This is a genomic window from Nocardioides rubriscoriae, from assembly GCF_008087085.1.
GTDB lineage: Bacteria > Actinomycetota > Actinomycetes > Propionibacteriales > Nocardioidaceae > Nocardioides > Nocardioides rubriscoriae.
Map to the genome: position 1 here is coordinate 274,447 of NZ_VIYJ01000009.1, position 19,378 is coordinate 293,824.

19 protein-coding genes and 2 tRNA genes are annotated in these 19,378 nt (G+C 70.6%); 11 read left to right on the top strand and 10 right to left on the bottom strand.

Annotation, left to right across the window (positions count from 1 at the left end; all coding sequences use genetic code 11):
* Positions 1–46 precede the first annotated feature (46 nt).
* The 8 genes from FZC61_RS17480 to rpmH all read right to left on the bottom strand — a co-directional run bounded on the left by FZC61_RS17480 (position 47) and on the right by rpmH (position 5,456).
* Positions 47–1,087, bottom strand: a complete 1,041-nt coding sequence (locus tag FZC61_RS17480; RefSeq protein ID WP_148615441.1) for a ParB/RepB/Spo0J family partition protein — start codon at positions 1,085–1,087, stop codon at positions 47–49.
* Positions 1,087–1,911, bottom strand: coding sequence for a ParA family protein (locus FZC61_RS17485; protein WP_342780339.1), 825 nt, complete (start codon positions 1,909–1,911; stop codon positions 1,087–1,089). The genes FZC61_RS17480 and FZC61_RS17485 overlap by 1 nt, the downstream gene beginning before the upstream one ends.
* A gap of 327 nt (positions 1,912–2,238) precedes the next feature.
* A complete protein-coding gene (gene rsmG, locus FZC61_RS17490) occupies positions 2,239–2,916 on the bottom strand; it encodes a 16S rRNA (guanine(527)-N(7))-methyltransferase RsmG (protein WP_246142760.1) in 678 nt (225 codons plus the stop codon).
* Positions 2,917–2,984: 68 nt separating this feature from the next.
* Positions 2,985–3,566, bottom strand: a complete 582-nt coding sequence (locus FZC61_RS17495; RefSeq protein ID WP_148615444.1) for a Jag family protein — start codon at positions 3,564–3,566, stop codon at positions 2,985–2,987.
* Positions 3,563–4,597: a membrane protein insertase YidC gene (gene yidC / locus FZC61_RS17500; RefSeq protein WP_148615445.1), complete on the bottom strand. Its 1,035-nt coding sequence runs from the start codon at positions 4,595–4,597 to the stop codon at positions 3,563–3,565. The genes FZC61_RS17495 and yidC overlap by 4 nt, the downstream gene beginning before the upstream one ends.
* Positions 4,598–4,602: 5 nt before the next feature.
* Positions 4,603–4,932: a membrane protein insertion efficiency factor YidD gene (gene yidD, locus FZC61_RS17505; RefSeq protein ID WP_425465826.1), complete on the bottom strand. Its 330-nt coding sequence runs from the start codon at positions 4,930–4,932 to the stop codon at positions 4,603–4,605.
* Positions 4,887–5,261: a ribonuclease P protein component gene (rnpA, locus tag FZC61_RS17510; protein ID WP_148615447.1), complete on the bottom strand. Its 375-nt coding sequence runs from the start codon at positions 5,259–5,261 to the stop codon at positions 4,887–4,889. The genes yidD and rnpA overlap by 46 nt, the downstream gene beginning before the upstream one ends.
* Before the next feature lie 57 nt (positions 5,262–5,318).
* Complete coding sequence (rpmH, locus tag FZC61_RS17515; protein WP_134765807.1) at positions 5,319–5,456, bottom strand: 50S ribosomal protein L34; 138 nt, start codon at positions 5,454–5,456, stop codon at positions 5,319–5,321.
* 571 nt (positions 5,457–6,027) lie between these two features.
* Between rpmH and dnaA the strand changes: the two genes are divergently transcribed.
* The 3 genes from dnaA (at position 6,028) to gnd (ending at position 9,973) form a co-directional block, all read left to right on the top strand.
* Complete coding sequence (dnaA, locus tag FZC61_RS17520) at positions 6,028–7,473, top strand: chromosomal replication initiator protein DnaA (RefSeq protein WP_246142768.1); 1,446 nt, start codon at positions 6,028–6,030, stop codon at positions 7,471–7,473.
* Between the two features lie 399 nt (positions 7,474–7,872).
* Positions 7,873–9,009, top strand: a complete 1,137-nt coding sequence (gene dnaN / locus FZC61_RS17525; protein ID WP_148615449.1) for a DNA polymerase III subunit beta — start codon at positions 7,873–7,875, stop codon at positions 9,007–9,009.
* Positions 9,010–9,058: 49 nt separating this feature from the next.
* The gene (gene gnd / locus FZC61_RS17530; RefSeq protein ID WP_148615450.1) at positions 9,059–9,973 is read left to right on the top strand and encodes a phosphogluconate dehydrogenase (NAD(+)-dependent, decarboxylating); all 915 of its coding nucleotides are present in this window, start codon (positions 9,059–9,061) and stop codon (positions 9,971–9,973) included.
* Positions 9,974–9,981: 8 nt separating this feature from the next.
* Here gnd and FZC61_RS17535 read toward each other — a convergent pair whose 3' ends face one another.
* Both FZC61_RS17535 and FZC61_RS23185 read right to left on the bottom strand, forming a co-directional pair.
* Positions 9,982–10,398, bottom strand: a complete 417-nt coding sequence (locus FZC61_RS17535) for a DUF2752 domain-containing protein (RefSeq protein WP_148615451.1) — start codon at positions 10,396–10,398, stop codon at positions 9,982–9,984.
* A complete protein-coding gene (locus tag FZC61_RS23185; RefSeq protein WP_170286155.1) occupies positions 10,373–10,915 on the bottom strand; it encodes an NINE protein in 543 nt (180 codons plus the stop codon). Before FZC61_RS23185 ends, FZC61_RS17535 begins: the two co-directional genes overlap by 26 nt.
* 72 nt (positions 10,916–10,987) lie before the next feature.
* On the opposite strand from FZC61_RS23185, the gene recF reads away from it, so the two are divergent.
* From recF to FZC61_RS17575, 8 genes are all read left to right on the top strand, one after another.
* Positions 10,988–12,217 (top strand): DNA replication/repair protein RecF, encoded by a 1,230-nt coding sequence (gene recF / locus FZC61_RS17545; RefSeq protein ID WP_148615452.1) that lies wholly within the window; start codon positions 10,988–10,990, stop codon positions 12,215–12,217.
* A complete protein-coding gene (locus tag FZC61_RS17550; protein ID WP_148615453.1) occupies positions 12,207–12,782 on the top strand; it encodes a DciA family protein in 576 nt (191 codons plus the stop codon). Before recF ends, FZC61_RS17550 begins: the two co-directional genes overlap by 11 nt.
* Positions 12,783–13,124: 342 nt before the next feature.
* Entirely contained in the window at positions 13,125–15,197 is a 2,073-nt protein-coding gene (gyrB, locus tag FZC61_RS17555) for a DNA topoisomerase (ATP-hydrolyzing) subunit B (RefSeq protein WP_148615518.1), read from the top strand.
* 147 nt (positions 15,198–15,344) lie between these two features.
* Complete coding sequence (gene gyrA / locus FZC61_RS17560) at positions 15,345–18,062, top strand: DNA gyrase subunit A (protein WP_148615454.1); 2,718 nt, start codon at positions 15,345–15,347, stop codon at positions 18,060–18,062.
* Complete coding sequence (locus tag FZC61_RS17565; RefSeq protein ID WP_148615455.1) at positions 18,062–18,721, top strand: DUF3566 domain-containing protein; 660 nt, start codon at positions 18,062–18,064, stop codon at positions 18,719–18,721. Before gyrA ends, FZC61_RS17565 begins: the two co-directional genes overlap by 1 nt.
* A 286-nt stretch (positions 18,722–19,007) precedes the next feature.
* Positions 19,008–19,081, top strand: a tRNA-Ile gene (locus FZC61_RS17570).
* A gap of 30 nt (positions 19,082–19,111) precedes the next feature.
* Complete coding sequence (locus FZC61_RS23485; RefSeq protein ID WP_211357307.1) at positions 19,112–19,240, top strand: DLW-39 family protein; 129 nt, start codon at positions 19,112–19,114, stop codon at positions 19,238–19,240.
* A gap of 20 nt (positions 19,241–19,260) precedes the next feature.
* Positions 19,261–19,333, top strand: a tRNA-Ala gene (locus FZC61_RS17575).
* The last annotated feature ends 45 nt before the right edge of the window (positions 19,334–19,378 follow it).

Genomic DNA, 19,378 nt, shown 5'->3' on the forward strand with positions numbered 1-19,378 from the left:
GAAGATCTAGCGCTATGTCGACGTGTCAGTTTGTCGACATAGCGATTCAGATCGGGCGGTCCTCACGGTTGCGCGGGTCGATGGTGTCGACGATGCGGCGCAGGTCGTCGAGCGAGGCGAACTCGACGGTGATCTTGCCCTTGCGCTGACCCAGGTCGACCTTGACCCGGGTCTCCAGGCGGTCCGAGAGCCGCTCGGCGAGGTCGACCAGGCCGGGTGCGGTCGGCTTGCGACGTACCTGGCGCGTCGTACGGCCGGCGAGCTCGCCGTCCGCGACCGCGACGATCTCCTCCAGGCCCCGGACACTGATGCCCTCGGCCACCACCCGCTGCGCCAGGCGGTCCTGGAGGTCGGCGTCCTCGACCGACAACAGGCTGCGGGCGTGGCCGGCCGACAACACGCCGGCCGCGACGCGCCGCTGGACGGCAGGGCTCAGGCGCATCAGCCGGATCGTGTTGCTGATCTGCGGCCGCGAGCGACCGATCCGCGACGCCAGCTCCTCGTGGGTGCACGCGAAGTCCTCGAGGAGCTGCTGGTAGGCCGCAGCCTCCTCGAGCGGGTTGAGCTGGCTGCGGTGGAGGTTCTCCAGGAGCGCGTCGCGCAGCATGTCGACATCGTCGGTCTGACGCACGATCGCCGGGATGGTGGTCATCCCGGCCTGCTGGGAGGCACGCCAGCGCCGCTCCCCCATGATGAGCTCGTACTCGTCGGGTCCGCTCAGGCGCACGACAATGGGCTGGAGGAGACCCACCTCCTTCACGGAGTGGACCAGCTCGCTCATCGCCTCCTCGTCGAAGACCTGGCGCGGCTGCACGGCGTTGGGCCGGATCTGCTCGATCGGCAGCTCGGCGAAGTAGGCGCCCTCGACCGGCGCGAGCCCGGCGGCGAGCCCGGAGGGGGCGGAACCGGAGGCGCCTGCGGCGCCGCCCGCGCTGCCCGCGCCGGCGGAGCCGGTTGCCTTGTCGTCCGGGGCGTCCTGAGCCGGGCCCGCAGCGTCCGGCAGACCGTGCTGCGTCGGCGGCGGTGCGGTGGGGATCAACGACCCCAGACCACGACCCAGACCACGCTTGGGGGTCGGTGCAGCCATCAGCGAGCTCCCTTCGTCGCCATCTCGCGTGCGGCCTCGAAGTAGGACAGCGCACCTGGCGATCCAGGATCGTAGGTCATCACGGTCTGGCCGTAGGACGGCGCCTCCGACACGCGCACCGACCGCGGGATCGCCGTACGCAGCACCTGGTCGCCGAAGTGGCCCCGCACCTCCTCGGCGACACCGGCAGCCAGGCGGGTGCGGGCGTCGTACATCGTCAGCAGGATGGTGGTGACGGCCAGGTCCGGGTTGAGGTGGGCCCGCACCATGTCGACGGTCTCCAGCAGCTGGCCCAGGCCCTCCAGCGCGTAGTACTCCGCCTGGATCGGGATCATCATCTCGTCACCGGCGACCAGGGCGTTGAGGGTCAGCAGGCCCAGGGAGGGCGGGCAGTCGATCAGCACGTAGTCGAAGCGGTCCTCGACGTCGGCCGCGTCGGCCGCGTCGGTCACCACGAGGGGGTGGCCGTGGATGGCCTTGCGCAGCCGGCCCTCACGCGCCACCACACTCACCAGCTCGATCTCGGCGCCGGCGAGGTCGATGGTCGCCGGGACGACGAAGAGGTGCGGCAGGTCCGGGCAGGGCACCGCGATCTCGGCGAGCGGACGACCCTCCACCAGTCCGTCGTACGTCGAGGGGACCCCGCGGCGGTGCTCGACGCTCAGCGCGGTCGAGGCGTTGCCCTGGGGGTCGAGGTCGATGACGAGCACCCGCTGTCCGAGCTGGGCGAGCGCCGCGGCGACGTTGACCGTCGTGGTCGTCTTGCCGACCCCGCCCTTCTGGTTGGCGACCACCATGACCCGGGTCGAGCGCGGCCGGGGCACGACGCCCGCTCGGCCGGGCGTCGTCCGAGTCTGCCGGGCCAGCAGGCTGTGTTGCGCAGCCCGGGCGAGCGGGGTGGCTTCGGTGTCGTAGGCGTCATCGAGCGACGCCAGGTCCCCTGCGGTGCGGGGGGCGGGGGGGTTCGGTCCCGAGGGGATGGTCACTGGTCGCTCCGTTTCACGTGAAACATGCAGCAGGGCGCCGGGGGCGTCCCTGCAGGGGTGATAGGCCGGGCTGGGGACAACCTGCTGGAAACTGTGGATAACTAGGCATCTCAGGCGGGGGAGTACCGGTGGATAACTCTGCCCACCCCGCCTCGCAAGGCGCTCCTAGCGGCGTCGGCGTCCTTGACGCCCCTGGCCGGCTGCCTGACGACGTGGCGGCCACCCTACCGACGATGGATCGCCCCACGCGACTCGCACGGCGAACGTCGTCTCGGACAACCGGTCGCGTCCCAGCTCCAGCACCTCGGGGGTAGCGCAGCCCCAGGCACGCAGCGACGTCCGCGCGGCAGTGATCTCATCGCCGGCACTCACGCCCTTGAGCGCGAGGACGACACCGGTCGGCGCAGTCAGCGGCATGCACCAGTCGACGAGCTGCGCCATCGACGACACAGCGCGCGAGGTGACCACGTCGAAGCCCGGAGCGACGGCGTCGGATCCGTGCAGGTCCTCACCACGCGCGCGAATGACGGTCACCTGGTCCAGGCCCAGCTCCTCCACCACCTCCTCGAGGAAGGTGGCGCGCCGCAACAGCGGCTCGACGAGTGTCACGCTGAGGTCCGGGCGTGCGATGGCCAGCGGCACGCCGGGCAGTCCGGCACCTGAGCCGATGTCAGCGACCCGGACGCCCGAGGGGACCTGCTCCTCGAGCACCGCGGAGTTGAGGAGGTGTCGCGACCACAGGCGCGGCGCCTCCCTGGGACCGATCAGACCTCGGAGAACTCCTTCGGACGCCAACAGGTCGGCGTATCGCTGCGCCAGGTCCAGGCGCTCAGACGGGAACACCCCCCGCGCCTCGTCGGGCGCAGGGGGTGCCGGGGCAGGTGTTTCACGTGAAACGTCGGCCATCGGGGTCAATCCGGCAGCACGATGACGAACCGACGCGGCTCGACACCCTCGGACTCCGACGTGAGTCCAGCAGCCGCCACCGCGTCGTGCACGACCTTGCGCTCGAACGGCGACATCGGCTCAAGCGACTGCGGGGCACCGGTCTCGCGGGCCCTCGCGATCGTCTCGTTGGCCAGCTCGACCAGCTTGGTCCGTCGCTCCGCGCGGAAGCCGGAGATGTCCAGCATCAGGCGCGACCGCTCGCCAGTCTCGCGGTAGACCGCGAGCCGTGTGAGCTCCTGCAGGGCCTCGAGCACCTCGCCGTTGCGACCCACGAGCTGCTGGAGGTCGGCGCCGACGATGGACACGGCAGCACGATCGCCCTCGACGTCCATGTCGAGGTCGCCGTCGAGGTCGGCGATGTCGAGCAGCTCCTCGAGGTAGTCGGCCGCAATGTCGCCCTCCTGCTCCAGGAGCTCGAGCCGGCTCGTCCGCGCAGAGTCCTCACCCACCGGTGCCTCGCCGTGCTCGGTTGCCTGCGTGGACACCGTCTGCTCGGTGTCGTCACCGGTCACGCCATCGCCGAGGATGTCTGCGTCCGCACTCATCGTCCGCCTCCTTGCTTCTTCTTGATCAGGTTGGGGTTCTGGGGTGGGCCGCCCGCGGGACGTTGCCCGGACTGACGCTGCGCCTTGGTCTGCCGCTTGGGCTGCGGACGCACCGATGGACGACGGTCACCCTCCGCCTCGCCCGAGGGGCCAGCGGCACCGGGCTCCTCAGACCCCTTCAGGTCCTTGCCCTTGGCACGGTCACGGTCCTGCTTGGCCTTGAACGCCGGCGTGCCGGGCGCGGGGTTGTTGCGGATCACGTAGAACTGCTGGCCCATGGTCCAGACGTTCGAGGTCGTCCAGTAGAGCAGGACACCGATCGGGAAGGCCACGCCGCTGATGCCGAAGACCAGGGGCAGGATGTAGAGCAGCAGCTTCTGCTGCTGCGCGTACGGGCCACTCATCGCGTCGGCCGGCATGTTCTTGCTCATCAGCTGGCGCTGGGTCGTGAACGTCGTCGCCGTCATCGAGATCACCAGGATCACCGCGACGATCATCACGATGGCGTCCGGGGTCGGGCCCCAGGTCCGCGCCTCCCAGAACGACTCCGAGATCGGGATCTTGCCGAAGATCTTCGACTCGGCGAAGTCGGTGGCGCGAGCGTCGGTCAGGAAGCCGCGCCCGGATTGGTTCTTGGCGGCCTGGTCGAGGATGCGGAACAGCGCGAAGAAGATCGGCATCTGCAAGATGAGCGGCAGGCAGGACGCGAACGGGTTGGTGCCCGCGTCCTTGTAGAGCTTCATCGTCTCCTCGCCCAGCTTCTGCCGGTCGTGGCCGTACTTCTTCTGCAGCTCCTTGACCTTGGGCTGGATCAGCTGCATGTTGCGCTGCGACTTGATCTGCTTGACGAACAGCGGGATCAGCATGATCCGGATGACCAGCGTCAGCCCGATGATCGACAGCGCCCAGGACAGACCGCCTTCAGGGTCGAGGAACGTGCTCAGGAGCTCGTGCCAACCGAGCAGGATGCCCGAGATGGCGTAGTAGAGCGGCGTCATGATGAAGCCGCCGATGTCGGAGAGGAAACCCAACGGAATCAAGCTCCTTGCTGGTGGGTCGGACTACCGCGGTGGTGACCACGCGCGGCAGGGGGACGAGGGGGGCGCGGCACGCGGGGTGGCACTTTGTCGACACCGCCGGGCGCCCAGGGGTGGCAGCGCGCGACACGGCGCACAGCCAGCCAGGAGCCCTTGATGCTTCCGTGAACCTCGACGGCCTCGAGCGCGTACGCCGAGCACGTGGGGTAGTAGCGACACACCTGGCCGTAGAGCGGGCTGATCAGCAGCCGGTACAGCTTGAGGACAACGATGAGGACGTGCTTCACACCAGGACCTCGGGACGGAGCAACGACAGACGACGCAGGCACGAGTCGAGGTCAGCGGCCAGCTGCGCCCCCGGGGACGCCGCGGCCGCCGGAAGGGCACGCACCACCACGACCGCTCCGGCCGGGAGGCAGTCGAACCGCGCGGCGACCAGGTGCCGCAGGCGGCGACGTACGCGGTTGCGCACCACGGCGTTGCCCACGGCCTTGCTCACCACGAAACCCACCCGCGCCGACGACACGCCGGGCCCGGTGACGGACGGCGCCTCGAGGAGCAGGTGGGTGACGACGGTCCGGCCGGAGGCGCGACGACCTCGCCGCGTCGCCTCACGAAAGGAGGCGGCGTCGGTGACGCGGTGTGCTGCCGGCAGCACGACCGGACCGGAAGGCCCGCGACGGGGCGCAGAGCCTGGGTGCCTGAGCCGGGTGGCTCAGACGGCCAGGCTCTTGCGGCCCTTGCGGCGGCGGTCCGAGAGGATGGCGCGGCCGGCGCGGGTACGCATGCGGAGGCGGAAGCCGTGCACCTTGTGACGGCGACGGTTGTTCGGCTGGTAGGTGCGCTTGCTCACGGCATTCCTTCGTTGGTCGGTCCCGCGCTACGTAGCGCAGGTGTCGTACAGTCGCGGCCACCGGCATCGCGTGCCTGTCCAGACCCTGTCTGCGAGCACCGGGGTGCTGACGACACGGCCCTGACGGCACCCTTCGACGCCTTGTGACCAACCAACGGTACGCGCTGGCTGGAGACAGGGTCAAACCACGCCCGTCGCGTAGCGCCCTGCCTGTGGATGAAGGGTTGCCCGGCGTCCGGCAGGCGGGTTACGTTTCAGGGCATCGGGCTTCCCCACCCTCCCCGCGCCACCGTTGTCGCGACAGCCGACGACGGCGGTCGTCTCGGCCGTCACAGGGCCGCTGACCTGCGCAAACAGTTGTCGGCTTGGCGGTGGAAGGTTCCCCGGCGCAGTTCCTCCACAGCAGCCGGTCCCGGTTCACACCCTGTGGACAAACCTGTGGAACAGTTCACCCGGGCACCATGAAGACGAGCGGAGCACCCTGACTGTGGACGACAACGGACGCCTCGGAACCGACCCCGACGAGGTCCCCGGACCCGACCGGCCCTCCCTCGAGGCGGCGTGGTCGACGGTGGTCGCCGACCTCCAACCGCACCAGCAGGCCTGGCTGCGCCAGAGCCAGCCGGTCCACCTGCACGAGACGACGGCCATCGTCGCGGTGCCCGACGACTTCACACGCTCGCAGCTGGAGGGACGGCTGCGCAACCAGCTCGAGGAAGCGCTGACCGTCCACTTCGGCCACGACATCCGCATCGCGGTGACGGTCAACCCCGACCTCGGAACGGTCATCCCCGAGGAGGCGCCCCGCCAGGTCGTCGAAGAGTCGACAAGTCGCTCCATCGACATGGCGGTGGCGGGCGACGGCTACGCGGACTTCGGGAGCCTGCCCCGCGACCGGGCCGACCGCACCGACCGCACCGACCGGGCCGACCGCACCGACCGCACCGACCAGGGCCACGAGCAGACGAAGTCGGCGCTCGAGACGCGGCTCAACCCCAAGTACACCTTCGAGACCTTCGTCATCGGTTCGTCCAACCGGTTCCCGCACGCCGCCGCCGTCGCCGTCGCCGAGGCCCCCGGCAAGGCCTACAACCCCCTGTTGATCTACGGCGACTCGGGGCTCGGGAAGACCCACCTCCTCCACGCCATCGGCCACTACGTGCGCAGCCTCTACACCGGGGCCAAGGTGCGCTACGTCTCCAGCGAGGAATTCACCAACGAGTTCATCAACGCGATCCGCGACGACCGCCAGGACCGGTTCAAGCGCCGCTACCGCGAGGTCGACGTCCTGCTGATCGACGACATCCAGTTCCTCGAGGGCAAGACGCAGACCCAGGAGGAGTTCTTCCACACCTTCAACACGCTGCACAACGCCAACAAGCAGATCGTGCTGACCTCCGATCGCGCACCCAAGCGGCTCGAGGCGCTCGAGGACCGGCTGCGCAACCGCTTCGAGTGGGGCCTGATCACCGACGTCCAGCCCCCCGACCTCGAGACCCGCATCGCGATCCTGCGCAAGAAGGCGGCGATGGACCGGCTCACGGCACCGCCGGACGTGCTCGAGTTCATCGCCTCCAAGATCCAGACCAACATCCGCGAGCTCGAGGGGGCGCTGATCCGCGTCACGGCCTTCGCCAACCTCAACCGGCAGGAGGTCGACATGACCCTGGCCGAGATCGTGCTGAAGGACCTGATCCCCGAGGGCGGCGAGCCCGAGATCACCGCGCCGCTGATCATCGCCCAGACCGCCGCCTACTTCGGGCTCAGCATCGAGGAGCTCACCGGCCCCAGCCGCGGCCGCCACCTCGTCATCGCACGCCAGATCGCGATGTACCTGTGCCGCGAGCTCACCGACCTCTCCCTGCCCAAGATCGGCGCCCAGTTCGGCAACCGCGACCACACCACGGTCATGTATGCCGAGCGCAAGATCAACCAGCTCCTGGGGGAGCGGCGCGCCGTCTTCAACCAGGTCAGCGAGCTCACCAACCGCGTCAAGATGCAGGCCCGCCAGTCCTGAGCCGAGCCGGCCCCACCGACCGCGCCGGCCTGTGCACCCAGGGGCCTCCAGGGTCCGAACTACACGGGGAGGATCTGGGGACAACCCGGGAGCCCGGCCCCCAGGCCCGGTCCCGGTGCACAGCCGCCGCCGGTTCGTCGCTCCGTCCTCCACAGGCCCTGTGCACGGCGATCGAGCGCAGCGACCTGCACGAACGTCCTTCCTCCACAGATCCCACAGCTGCTACGACTACGACGAACCTCCAGACATCACCTCCTCCGCCGAACTCCATCCGGCCCTCCCCCTGTGGACGGACCGCCCCGCGTGGCAGGATGCGAACCCGCCAGACCACCGTGCTGCTGCCAGCCGGACCCACACACCAGGCCCACCAGCCGCACCGTCACCTCGAAGGACACCCTCGTGAAGTTCCGAGTCGAACGCGACGTCCTCGCCGACGCCGTCGCCTGGGCTGCCCGCAGCCTGCCGGTCCGCCCGAGCGCCCCGGTGCTCGCCGGTCTGTTGATCGAGGCCAGCAACGACGGCCTCGTGCTCTCGACGTTCGACTACGAGACCTCCGCCCGCGCGACCCTGACCGCCGACGTCCACGACGAGGGACGTGCCCTGGTCAGCGGCCGGCTGCTCGCCGACATCTGCCGCAGCCTCCCGGCCAAGCCGGTCGAGATGGTCATCGACGGTGCCCGGGTCTCGCTGACGTGTGGTTCGGCGCGGTTCAGCCTGCAGACGATGCCGGTGGAGGACTACCCGACCATCCCGCAGATGCCCCAGGCCACCGGCACGGTGCAGAGCGACGTCTTCGCCCACGCGGTGGCCCAGGCCGTCACCGCCGCCGGACGCGACGACATGCTCCCGGTGCTCACCGGCGTCCGCCTCGAGATCGACGGGTCGACCATCTCGCTGCTGGCCACCGACCGGTTCCGTCTCTCCCAGCGTGAGCTCGGCTGGGAACCGGGCACTCCCGACGAGTCCCTGGCCGCGCTGGTCCCGGCCAAGGTCCTCGGTGACACGGCCAAGTCGCTCACCTCCGGCAGCGAGGTCACCATCGCGCTGTCGGCCGGAGGCACCGGTGAGGGGCTCATCGGGTTCGAGGGCGTCGGGCCCGGAGGCGTACGCCGCACCACGACCCGGCTGCTCGACGGGGAGTTCCCCAAGGTCCGCAGCCTCTTCCCGGCCGAGAAGCTCACCACCGCCCGCGTCGACAAGCAGGCTCTGATCGAGTCGGTCAAGCGTGTGGCCCTGGTGGCCGAGCGCAACACGGCGGTCCAGCTGCAGTTCAGCGACGGTGTGCTCACGCTCGACGCCGGCTCCGGCGACGAGGCCCAGGCCTCGGAATCGATCCAGGCGACCATCGAGGGCGAGGACATCACGACGGGGTTCAACCCCCAGTTCCTCCTCGACGGCCTGACCGCCATCGACGAGTCGGTCGTCGAGCTCGCCTTCACCCAGGCCTCCAAGCCCGTGGTCCTCAGCGGCATCACCGACGACGACTCCGACCCGGGGTTCCGCTACCTCCTCATGCCTCGCCGCCTGCTGTCGTAGGGCACAGCGGCCCGACCCGCACCGCCCACCGCCACCCCCAGGAGCAGCCATGCACATCGGACTCGTCGGCCTCGGCAAGATGGGTGGCAACATGCGCACCCGCATGCGCGCCGCCGGCCTCACCGTGGTCGGCTACGACCGCAACCCCGACCTCGCCGACGTCGACAGCCTGGCGGCGCTGGTGGCGGCACTCCCGACCGACGGCCCCAGGGTCGTGTGGGTGATGGTCCCCGCCGGTGAGCCGACCCGTGCCACGATCGCCGAGCTCGGTGACCTGCTCGGCGACGGCGACCTCGTCGTCGACGGCGGCAACTCCAAGTACACCGACGACCAGGCCAACGCCGCGATGCTCGCCGAGCGCGGCATCGGCTTCGTCGACTGCGGGGTCTCCGGTGGGGTGTGGGGCCGAGACAACGGCTACGCCCTCATGTGCGGCGGGTCCCTCGACGACGTCGCCAAGGTGCAGCCCGCGTTCGACGCCCTCAAGCCCGAGGGCGGTGGCTTCGTGCACGCCGGCGCCAAGCCCGGCGCCGGGCACTTCGCCAAGATGGTCCACAACGGCATCGAGTACGCGATGATGCAGGCCTACGCCGAGGGCTGGGAGCTGCTCGAGGCGGTCGACCTGGTCGACAACGTCACCGAGGTCTTCGACTCCTGGCGCACGGGCACCGTCATCCGCTCCTGGCTGCTCGACCTGCTGGTCGCGGCCCTGGAGGACGACACCCACCTCGACCAGCTGCGCGGCTACGCCGACGACTCCGGTGAGGGCCGGTGGACCGTCGAGGCCGCCATCGAGCACGCCGTGCCGATGCACGTGATCGCCGCGTCGCTCTTCGCCCGCTTCACCTCGCGCCAGGACGACAGCCCGGCGATGAAGGCCGTGGCGGCGATGCGCAACCAGTTCGGCGGCCACGCTGTGCGCACCGCCCCACCGGCCGGCGGCGACGCGAGCCCGACGACCTAGAAGGCCGGCTAGACGGCCAGCACCAGCCGGACCGCCGCGAAGGCGAGCCAGACGCCGACGAACGCGACCGCCCAGGGCCGGCGTACGACGGCGTCGAGGTCGGGCGGTGGCCTGCGACGCGCTAGTGCGACGACGACGGCCACGACCAGGGCGAGGGCGGCGCCGGCGGCGACGACCCCGAACGGGTGCGCGGTGAACGAGTCGTGCCACCGGCCGTGGGCCAGGTAGACCCACGATCGGGTCAGGCCGCACCCGGGGCACGGCAGACCGGTGAGGCGCCGGAACGGGCAGATGACCGGCCCGTCCTCGACGTGGTCGGGCGAGATGACGAACGCCGCGCCGAGCGCCGCAGCCGCCCCGGCCGCCACCAGCTGGGTGGTGACCGGGGCGAGCCCGCGGTCAGCGGAGGGGGCGGCCCTGCGCATCGGGGACCTTGCGCATCAGCACCAGGACGAGGTCGATGATCGTCCAGACGCCGAGGCCACCGCAGGTGAGCAGCTTGGCCACGCCGAGCCCGGTGTAGCCGAGGTAGAAGCGGTCGACGCCGAAGGTGCCGAGCAGCCACGACAGCAACGCCGTGGTCAGCCACTCCTTGTCGGAGTAGAGGCCGGGCACCTCCTTGGCCGGGAACCACTGGGCGCCGTTGTCGGCGCGCACCATGGTGTCGGGCTTGAGGTTGCCCGAGGTCGCCATCTGCGCCAGCTGGCCGATCTGCAGGGGACCCTGCTCCTGGCCCATCTGCGAGATGAAGTAGGCGCCGGGGGCTCCGTAGCCGGCCGGTGCGGGCTGACCGTAGCCCGGGGCGGGTTGGCCGTAGCCCTGCGGGAGCTGCCCGTAACCGCCTGGCTGCTGGCCGTAGGCCGGGGGCGGTGGGGACTGCGGCGGTGGTGCCGAGCCGTAGGGATCCGGCGGGGGCTGCTTGGCCAACGGGTCTTCACTCATGGCAGAACAGTAGGCCCCGTAGGCTCCGGTGGGACCGGACGCGCGGGCCGGCCCCACAGGAGGATCGACGCAGTGCACGTCTCGCACCTGGCGCTGCACAACTTCCGCTCCTACGCCCTGGCCGACGTCCCCCTGGGCCCCGGCGTCACGGCGTTCGTGGGTCGCAACGGGCAGGGCAAGACCAACCTGGTCGAGGCCGTCGACTACCTCTCGCGGCTGTCCTCGCACCGGGTCGCCGGCGACACCCCGCTGGTGCGGGCCGGCGCCGAGCAGGCCGTCGTGCGGGCCGCGGTGGTCAAGGACGGCCGCACCGCCGTGCTCGAGGTCGAGATCAATGTCGGCAAGTCGAACAAGGGACGAATCAATAAGTCGACATTGCCCCGGGTGCGCGACATCGTCGGGCTGGTCCGCACGGTCGTCTTCTCGCCCGAGGACCTCACGCTGGTCAAGGGCGACCCCGCCGACCGGCGGCGGTTCCTCGACGACCTCCTGGTGCTGCGCACCCCCCGTCTGGCCGGCACGATCAGCGACCTCGAGCGGGTGCTCAAGCAGCGCGCGACGCTGCTCAAGACCGCCGGCCACGCCCGCCGCGGGTCGACCAGCCAGGAGTCCGCCCTCTCGACGCTCGACGTGTGGGACTCCCAGCTCGCCCAGGTCGGTGCCGAGCTGCTCGCGCAGCGCCTGACGCTCGTCGAGCACCTGCGTCCCTACGTGGGCGCGGCGTACGCGACCGTGGCCCGCGGCGCCGGACGCGACGACGCGGCGATCGCCTACAAGGCCTCCTTCGAGCTGCCGCACGCGGCGACGGTCGACCCGGCCGCTCCCGACCGCGGTGAGCTGGCCCAGGCGCTACTCGCCGAGCTCGGACGCCGCCGCAACGACGAGCTCGACCGCGGGGTCTGCCTGGTGGGCCCGCACCGCGACGACCTGCTGCTCTCGCTGGGCCAGTCGGTGCCGCAGTCGCTGCCCGCGACCGGCGAAGGGATCGGGGAGGGCCTCGGGGAAGGGACCGGCACCCGGCTCCCGGTCAAGGGCTACGCCTCCCACGGCGAGAGCTGGTCCTTCGCGCTCGCGCTGCGCCTGGCCTCCTACGACCTGCTCCGCTCGGAGGGCGACGACCCGATCCTCATCCTCGACGACGTCTTCGCCGAGCTCGACGCCGAACGCCGCACCCAGCTCGCCGCGCTCGTCGCGGGGGCCGAGCAGGTGCTGGTGACCGCCGCGGTGGCCGCCGACGTCCCCGAGGCGCTCGCCGGCACCCGCTACACCGTGGCCGGGGGAGAGGTGACCCGTGCCGACTGACGACCCGCAGCCCTCCGACCCGACCACGCCCGTCGACCCGAGCACGCCCGTCGAACCGGCGCACACCGACGACGGGCTCGACCTCGCGCGCCAGGTCACCCGGGCGACGGCCGGCACCACGCCGGCCGCCCGACGCAAGGGGCCCCGTCGTACCCCGCCCCCGGGCGACGTACGACGCGGCCGTGTGTCGGGGGCCCACCCCGACGACCGCGACCCGCAACTGCTCGGGGGCGAGGTCGGACGGCTCGTCGACCGCGGGGGCTGGGAGCTGCAGCTGCGCATCCGCGGGGTCTTCGCCCGGTGGCCCGACCTCGTCGGCGACGACGTGGCCGCGCACTGCACCCCCGAGTCGTTCGCCGACGGCAGGCTCGTGGTGCGCACCGACTCGACCGCGTGGGCCACGCAGCTGACCCTGCTGACCCCCAGCGTCCTGCGCCGCCTCAACGAGGACCTCGGGCACGGCACCGTCACGATCCTGGAGGTGCTCGGCCCGCACCTGCCCACGTGGAAGAAGGGTCGGCGCTCGGCCCGTGACGGCCGGGGTCCGCGCGACACCTACGGCTGAACGGGCCCGACCTGTGCCGACCCGCACCCACCCGGACCGGCTCGGAGCCGGTCCAGCGGCCCCGACGACGTATGGGGCCTTGGTCGAGGCCCTCCCAGGGCCCCTGAACGGCACCTACGGGCCGCTGAGGGCCGATCTCGTCGCAATCCTGTCCACAGCCGGACGCCCGGACCATGAAATGCGGCCCGGGAAGGGCTATTATGGCCACCGAGGTCGCGACCCTGGAGCCGCGACCTCCGTCATGTCCGGTCACCCGACCGGGCCCCCGTCGTGAAGAGGTCCCGCGTGTCCGACGAAGTCACCCCCGACAGCACCCTGGCCGAGCACGAGGTCGGCGAGGAGATGCTGACCACGATCACCAGCTCGGCCGTCGACACCGCCTACGGCGCCGAGTCGATCCAGGTCCTCGAGGGGCTCGAGGCGGTCCGCAAGCGCCCCGGCATGTACATCGGCTCGACCAACGAGAAGGGCCTGCACCACCTCATCTGGGAGGTGGTCGACAACGCCGTCGACGAGTCGCTGGCCGGCCACTGCGACCGGATCGTGCTGACCCTGCTGGCCGACGGCGGCGTGCGGGTCGAGGACAACGGCCGCGGCATCCCCACCGACACCGCCCCCGGCCAGGAGCTGCCCGCCCTGACCCTGGCCCTGACGGTCCTGCACGCGGGCGGCAAGTTCGGCGGCGGCGGCTACAAGGTGTCCGGTGGTCTGCACGGCGTCGGCATCTCCGTGGTCAACGCGCTGTCGTCGAAGGTGATCGCCGAGGTCCGCAACCGGGGCCACGAGTGGCGCCAGGTCTTCGAGGTCGGCGTCCCGGTGACCGAGCTCGAGGAGGTCCGCACCCTCGAGCCCGGCGAGCGCACCGGCACCACGATCACCTACTACGCCTCCCCGACGATCTTCGAGACCACGACCTACTCGCTCGAGACGATCACCAGCCGGGTGCGCGAGTACGCCTTCCTCAACAAGGGTCTCGAGATCGTGGTCCGCGACGAGCGGCCCGCCGCGGCAGACCTCGCCGAGGCCGTCGCCGACGACACCGTCGACCGGGCCGTCGACTCGGTCGCCCCCGACGCGATCCACTCGGCCGCCGGCGGCGGCATCGAGCAGGTCTTCCGCTACGACCGCGGCCTGGTCGACTACGTCGAGCACCTCAACCGCGCCAAGACGCCGGCCAACCCGACCGTGATCTCGTTCGAGGCCGAGACGCCGGCCTCGTCGGCCAACCACATGAGCCTCGAGGTCGCGATGCAGTGGAACACGACCTACGCGGAGTCGGTCCACACCTTTGCCAACACCATCAACACCGCCGAGGGCGGCACCCACGAGGAGGGCTTCCGCGCGGCGCTCACCTCGCTGGTCAACAACGCGGGCTTCGACTGGGGCCTGATGAAGAAGCCCGAGGACCGCGTGTCCGGCGACGACGTCCGCGAGGGCCTCACCGCGATCATCTCGATCAAGCTCGGCGAGCCCCAGTTCGAGGGTCAGACCAAGACCAAGCTCGGCAACACCGAGGCCAAGGGCTTCACCCAGAAGATCGTCAACGACCAGCTCGGTGCCTGGTTCGAGCAGAACCCCGCCGAGGCCAAGGGCATCGTCCGCAAGGCGATGGACGCCGCCAGCGCCCGGCTGGCCGCCAAGAAGGCGCGCGAGCTCGCCCGCGGGCGCAAGGGCTTCGGCAGCGGCGGCGGGCTGCCCGGCAAGCTGTCGGACTGCCAGTCGACCAACCCCGAGGAGTGCGAGGTCTTCATCGTCGAGGGCGACTCGGCCGGTGGCTCGGCCCGGCAGGGCCGCGACCCGCGGGTCCAGGCGATCCTCCCGATCCGCGGCAAGATCCTCAACGTCGAGAAGGCCCGCATCGACAAGGTCCTGGCCAACACCGAGGTGCAGTCGATCATCTCCGCCCTGGGCACCGGCATCCAGGAGGACTTCGCGATCGAGAAGCTGCGCTACCACAAGGTCGTGCTGATGGCCGACGCCGACGTCGACGGCCACCACATCAACACCCTGCTGCTGACGCTGATCTTCCGGTTCATGAAGCCGCTGATCGAGGGCGGCTTCGTCTACATGGCCCAGCCGCCGCTGTACCGGATCCGCTGGAACGGCCCGCCGTCGGACCACGAGTTCGTCTACTCCGACGCCGAGCGCGACACGCTCATGGCCCACGGCCTGGCCAACGGCCGCAAGCTCCCCAAGGAGAACCCCGTCCAGCGCTACAAGGGGCTCGGGGAGATGAACGCCAAGGAGCTGTGGGAGACCACGATGGACCCCGAGCAGCGGCTCATGCTCCAGGTCACCCTCGACGACGCCGCGCACGCCGACGAGATCTTCTCGATCCTCATGGGCGAGGACGTCGAGCAGCGGCGCTCCTTCATCCAGCGCAACGCCAAGGACGTCCGTTTCCTTGACATCTGACAACACACGCAAGCACGCGCCGGGCGCGCGAGCGAAGCGAGCCGGCGGCCGGGCAGCCGACCCGTCGGAAGCGGAGCGCAGCGAAGCGAGCACCGCATTGCGACGTGTCGGCGGGCGCCACGTCCTCATCGAGAGTGAGCAGAAGAGATGACCGAGACACCCACCACCCCTCCCGGCGGACGCATCGAGCCCGTCGAGCTGCAGACCTCGATGCAGCGCGCCTACATCGACTACGCGATGGCGGTCATCGTCGGCCGCGCCCTGCCCGACGTGCGCGACGGCCTCAAGCCGGTGCACCGGCGCGTGCTCTACGCGATGTTCGACGGCGGCTACCGCCCCGATCGCGGCTACTCCAAGTGCGCGCGCGTGGTCGGCGAGGTCATGGGTAACTACCACCCCCACGGCGACACCGCGATCTACGACACCCTCGTACGCCTCGCGCAGCCGTGGGTGATGCGCGCGCCGCTGGTGCACGGGCAGGGCAACTTCGGCTCGCCGGGCAACGACTCGGCGGCCGCGATGCGCTACACCGAGTGCCGGATGGCCCCGCTGGCGCTCGAGATGGTCCGCGACATCCACGAGGACACCGTCGACTTCCAGCCCAACTACGACGGCCGCTCCCAGGAGCCCGTCGTGCTGCCGTCGCGCTACCCCAACCTGCTGGTCAACGGGTCGGCCGGCATCGCCGTCGGCATGGCCACCAACATCCCCCCGCACAACCTGCGCGAGGTCGCCGACGGCGCCAAGTGGGCCCTCGAGCACCCCGACGCGACCCGCGAGGAGCTGCAGGACGCGCTCATCGAGCGCATCAAGGGCCCCGACTTCCCCAACGGCGCGCTCATCGTCGGCCGCCAGGGCATCGAGCAGACTTACCGCACCGGGCGCGGCTCGGTCACCCAGCGCGCGGTGATCAACGTCGACGAGGACGCCAAGGGCCGCACCCAGCTCGTCATCACCGAGCTGCCCTACATGGTCAACCCCGACAACCTGGCCGAGAAGATCGCCGACCTCGCCGAGACCGGCAAGGTCCAGGGCATCGCCAACGTGCTCGACAACACCTCCGACCGCACCGGCCAGCAGCTGGTCGTCGTCCTCAAGCGCGACGCCGTGGCCCGCGTCGTGCTCAACAACCTGCTCAAGCACACCGAGCTGCAGACCAACTTCAGCGCCAACATGCTGGCCCTGGTCGACGGCGTGCCGCGCACGCTGTCGATCGACCAGTTCGTCAGCAACTGGGTGACGCACCAGATCGACGTCATCCAGCGACGGACCCGCTACCGCCTGGCCGACGCCGAGCGCCGGGCCCACATCTTCCGCGGCCTGGTCAAGGCGCTCGACGCCCTCGACGAGGTCATCGCGCTCATCCGTCGCTCGCCCGACGTCGAGGAGGCCCGCGAGGGCCTGATGCAGCTGCTCGACGTCGACGAGCTGCAGGCCACCGCCATCCTCGACATGCAGCTGCGCCGGCTCGCGGCCCTGCAGCGGCAGAAGATCGTCGACGACCTCGCCGCCATCGAGCTCGAGATCGCCGACCTCGAGGACATCCTGGCCCACGAGACCCGGCAGCGGCAGATCATCTCCGACGAGCTGACCGAGATCGTCGACAAGTACGGCGACGACCGGCGTACGCAGATCATCGCCGCCGACGGCGACCTGTCGATGGAGGACCTGATCCCCGACGAGGAGCTCGTCGTCTCCATCACCCGCGGCGGCTACGCCAAGCGGACGCTGCGCCACCAGTACCGCACCCAGAAGCGCGGCGGCAAGGGCGTGCGCGGGGCGAGCCTGCGCGGCGACGACGTCGTCGAGCACTTCATCGCCACGACCAACCACCACTGGCTGCTGTTCTTCACCACTGCCGGGCGCGTCTACCGCACCAAGGCCTACAACCTGCCCGAGGCCTCGAGGGACGCCAAGGGCGGCCACGTCGCGGGGCTGCTCAGCTTCCAGCCCGACGAGTCGATCGCCCAGGTGCTGGCGATCCGCGACTACGACCAGATGCCCTACCTGGTGCTCGCCACCCGCGCCGGACTGGTCAAGAAGACCCGGCTGGGCGACTACAACTCCCCGCGCCAGGCCGGCGTCATCGCGATCAACTTCCGCGACGACGACGACGAGCTGATCGGCGCCGAGCTGGTCGGGCCCGACGACGAGATCCTGCTGGTGTCGCGTCGCGGCCAGGCCGTGCGCTTCAAGGCCGACGACGGCCAGCTGCGCCCGATGGGCCGCGCCACCTCCGGCGTCACCGGCATGGCGACCGGCGAAGGCGACTCGGTGCTGTCGATGTCGGTGATCCGCGCCGAGCAGGCCGCGGCCGAGGACGCCGAGGAGAGCGACGACGTCAAGGTCCAGTACGTCTTCACCATGACCGACGGCGGTTACGCCAAGCGCTCGCGCATCAACGAGTACCGCCTCACCAACCGCGGCACCAAGGGTGTGCGCGCCATGGGCCTGACCAACACCGACCGTGGTGGCCTGGTCGGCGCCTTCATCGTCGAGGACGGCGACGAGGTCCTGTCGATCACGGTCGGCGGCCAGGTCGTGCGCAGCCCGATCAACGCCGACTTCCGACCGCTGGGCCGCTCGGCCCAGGGGGTCAAGTTCGTGACGCCCAAGAAGGGCGACAGCGTCGGCGTGGTGGCCCGCTCCATCGAGGCCAAGGTGGCCGAGGAGGAGGGCATCGACGAGGAGGCCGACGCCGGTCCGCAGACCGGTCCCGAGACGGGCTCCGAGACGGGCTCAGACAGCACCGTCGAGTCGGGTGTCGCTGATCTCGAGGTTTCGGCGGATGTGGTAGCGGATGACACAATCGCCGACGAGGCGTCTGACGAGGGCGCTCCCGACCCGGGTGAGGATGATGCCTGATGAGCGATCGGCCTGCACCGCCGGCCCAACCGCCGGCGTCACCGCGCACCCCCGCACCGGCGCGTCCGCCCAAGCCGGCTGACGCGCGCACCGGGTCCCCGGCCCCGACGGCCCCGCCCGCCTCGCCGGCGCCGGGACCCGACGGCACCGCCGTACGGGTGGGGCTCGCCGAGCGGATCCAGGCCAAGCTCGCCGCCGCCACGTCGTCCGGCGACAAGGACGCCAGGGCGGCAGCCGCCGGCGGCCCCGCGACCGCGACCGCCGCCACGCGCAAGCCGCGGCCCCGTGGTCCGCGCCGCGCCCGGCTCCGGCTGACCCGCATCGACCCCTGGTCAGTCATGAAGACCGCGTTCCTGCTGTCCATCGCCTTCGGCATCGTCACTGTCATCGCCGTCGCGATGATCTGGGAGGTCATCGGCGCAGCCGGTGTCTGGGACTCGATCAACTCCACGGTCAAGGAGGTCATCGACGAGCCCGGCACCGCCGACTTCGACATCGAGGACTACATCGGCACCGACCGGGTCCTGGGCTTCACCATGTTGGTCGCCGCCGTCGACGTCGTCCTGATCACCGCGATCGCCACGCTGTCCGCGTTCCTCTACAACATGTCGGCCGCGCTGCTCGGTGGCATCGAGGTCACCCTCGCCGAGGACGCCTGACAACTGGTCGCGCTGCGACCGGCTCGGGCCGCCGCCCCGCGTTGCCTGGCTACGCTGCCGCCGGCTCTGCGTGCGGGGTCGGACCGGCCCGGCGGCCGGTCGCGCGCGACGTGCGCACTGTGGTCGGCTTGGACCGGGCTCGGGGCGCCTGGTGACCGGACCGGACCTCACGGTGGTCGAGGAGCACAGGCCAGCCCCACCACGGCCTGCCCGGTCCGGGGCGATACCGATTGGGAGCGGGCTCGCCGGGTGGGATAAAGTCATGCCGCCCCGTGAGGGGCGGTGCGGGCCTATAGCTCAGACGGTTAGAGCGCTTCCCTGATAAGGAAGAGGTCACAGGTTCAAGTCCTGTTAGGCCCACTCGTAGCACGACGCCTTGGAGGCGACCACATGAAGAAGATCCTGCTGCTCGCCGTTGCTGCCGTCGGCGCCTTCGTCGCCCGCAAGAAGATCTCCGAGGGCCGCACCGAACAGGCCCTGTGGGCCGAGGCGACCGACGCGGTGACCAAGGCTCACTGAGCGGGTCGTCGCACACTCCAGGGGTCTTGGCGCAATTGGTAGCGCACCTGCTTTGCAAGCAGGGGGTTAGGGGTTCGAGTCCCCTAGGCTCCACCGATCGTCTGACCAGCCGCTCCGTCAGCCGCTCCGTCAGCCGCT

Bases quoted from the DNA above. Each gene is read 5' to 3' on its own strand.
- FZC61_RS17480 (WP_148615441.1), bottom strand. From the start codon at position 1,087: ATGGCTGCACCGACCCCCAAGCGTGGTCTGGGTCGTGGTCTGGGGTCG.
- FZC61_RS17495 (WP_148615444.1), bottom strand. From the start codon at position 3,566: ATGAGTGCGGACGCAGACATCCTCGGCGATGGCGTGACCGGTGACGAC.
- gnd (WP_148615450.1), top strand. From the start codon at position 9,059: ATGCACATCGGACTCGTCGGCCTCGGCAAGATGGGTGGCAACATGCGC.
- FZC61_RS17535 (WP_148615451.1), bottom strand. From the start codon at position 10,398: ATGCGCAGGGCCGCCCCCTCCGCTGACCGCGGGCTCGCCCCGGTCACC.
- FZC61_RS23185 (WP_170286155.1), bottom strand. From the start codon at position 10,915: ATGAGTGAAGACCCGTTGGCCAAGCAGCCCCCGCCGGATCCCTACGGC.
- gyrB (WP_148615518.1), top strand. From the start codon at position 13,125: ATGCTGACCACGATCACCAGCTCGGCCGTCGACACCGCCTACGGCGCC.
- gyrA (WP_148615454.1), top strand. From the start codon at position 15,345: ATGACCGAGACACCCACCACCCCTCCCGGCGGACGCATCGAGCCCGTC.
- FZC61_RS17565 (WP_148615455.1), top strand. From the start codon at position 18,062: ATGAGCGATCGGCCTGCACCGCCGGCCCAACCGCCGGCGTCACCGCGC.
- FZC61_RS23485 (WP_211357307.1), top strand. From the start codon at position 19,112: ATGAAGAAGATCCTGCTGCTCGCCGTTGCTGCCGTCGGCGCCTTCGTC.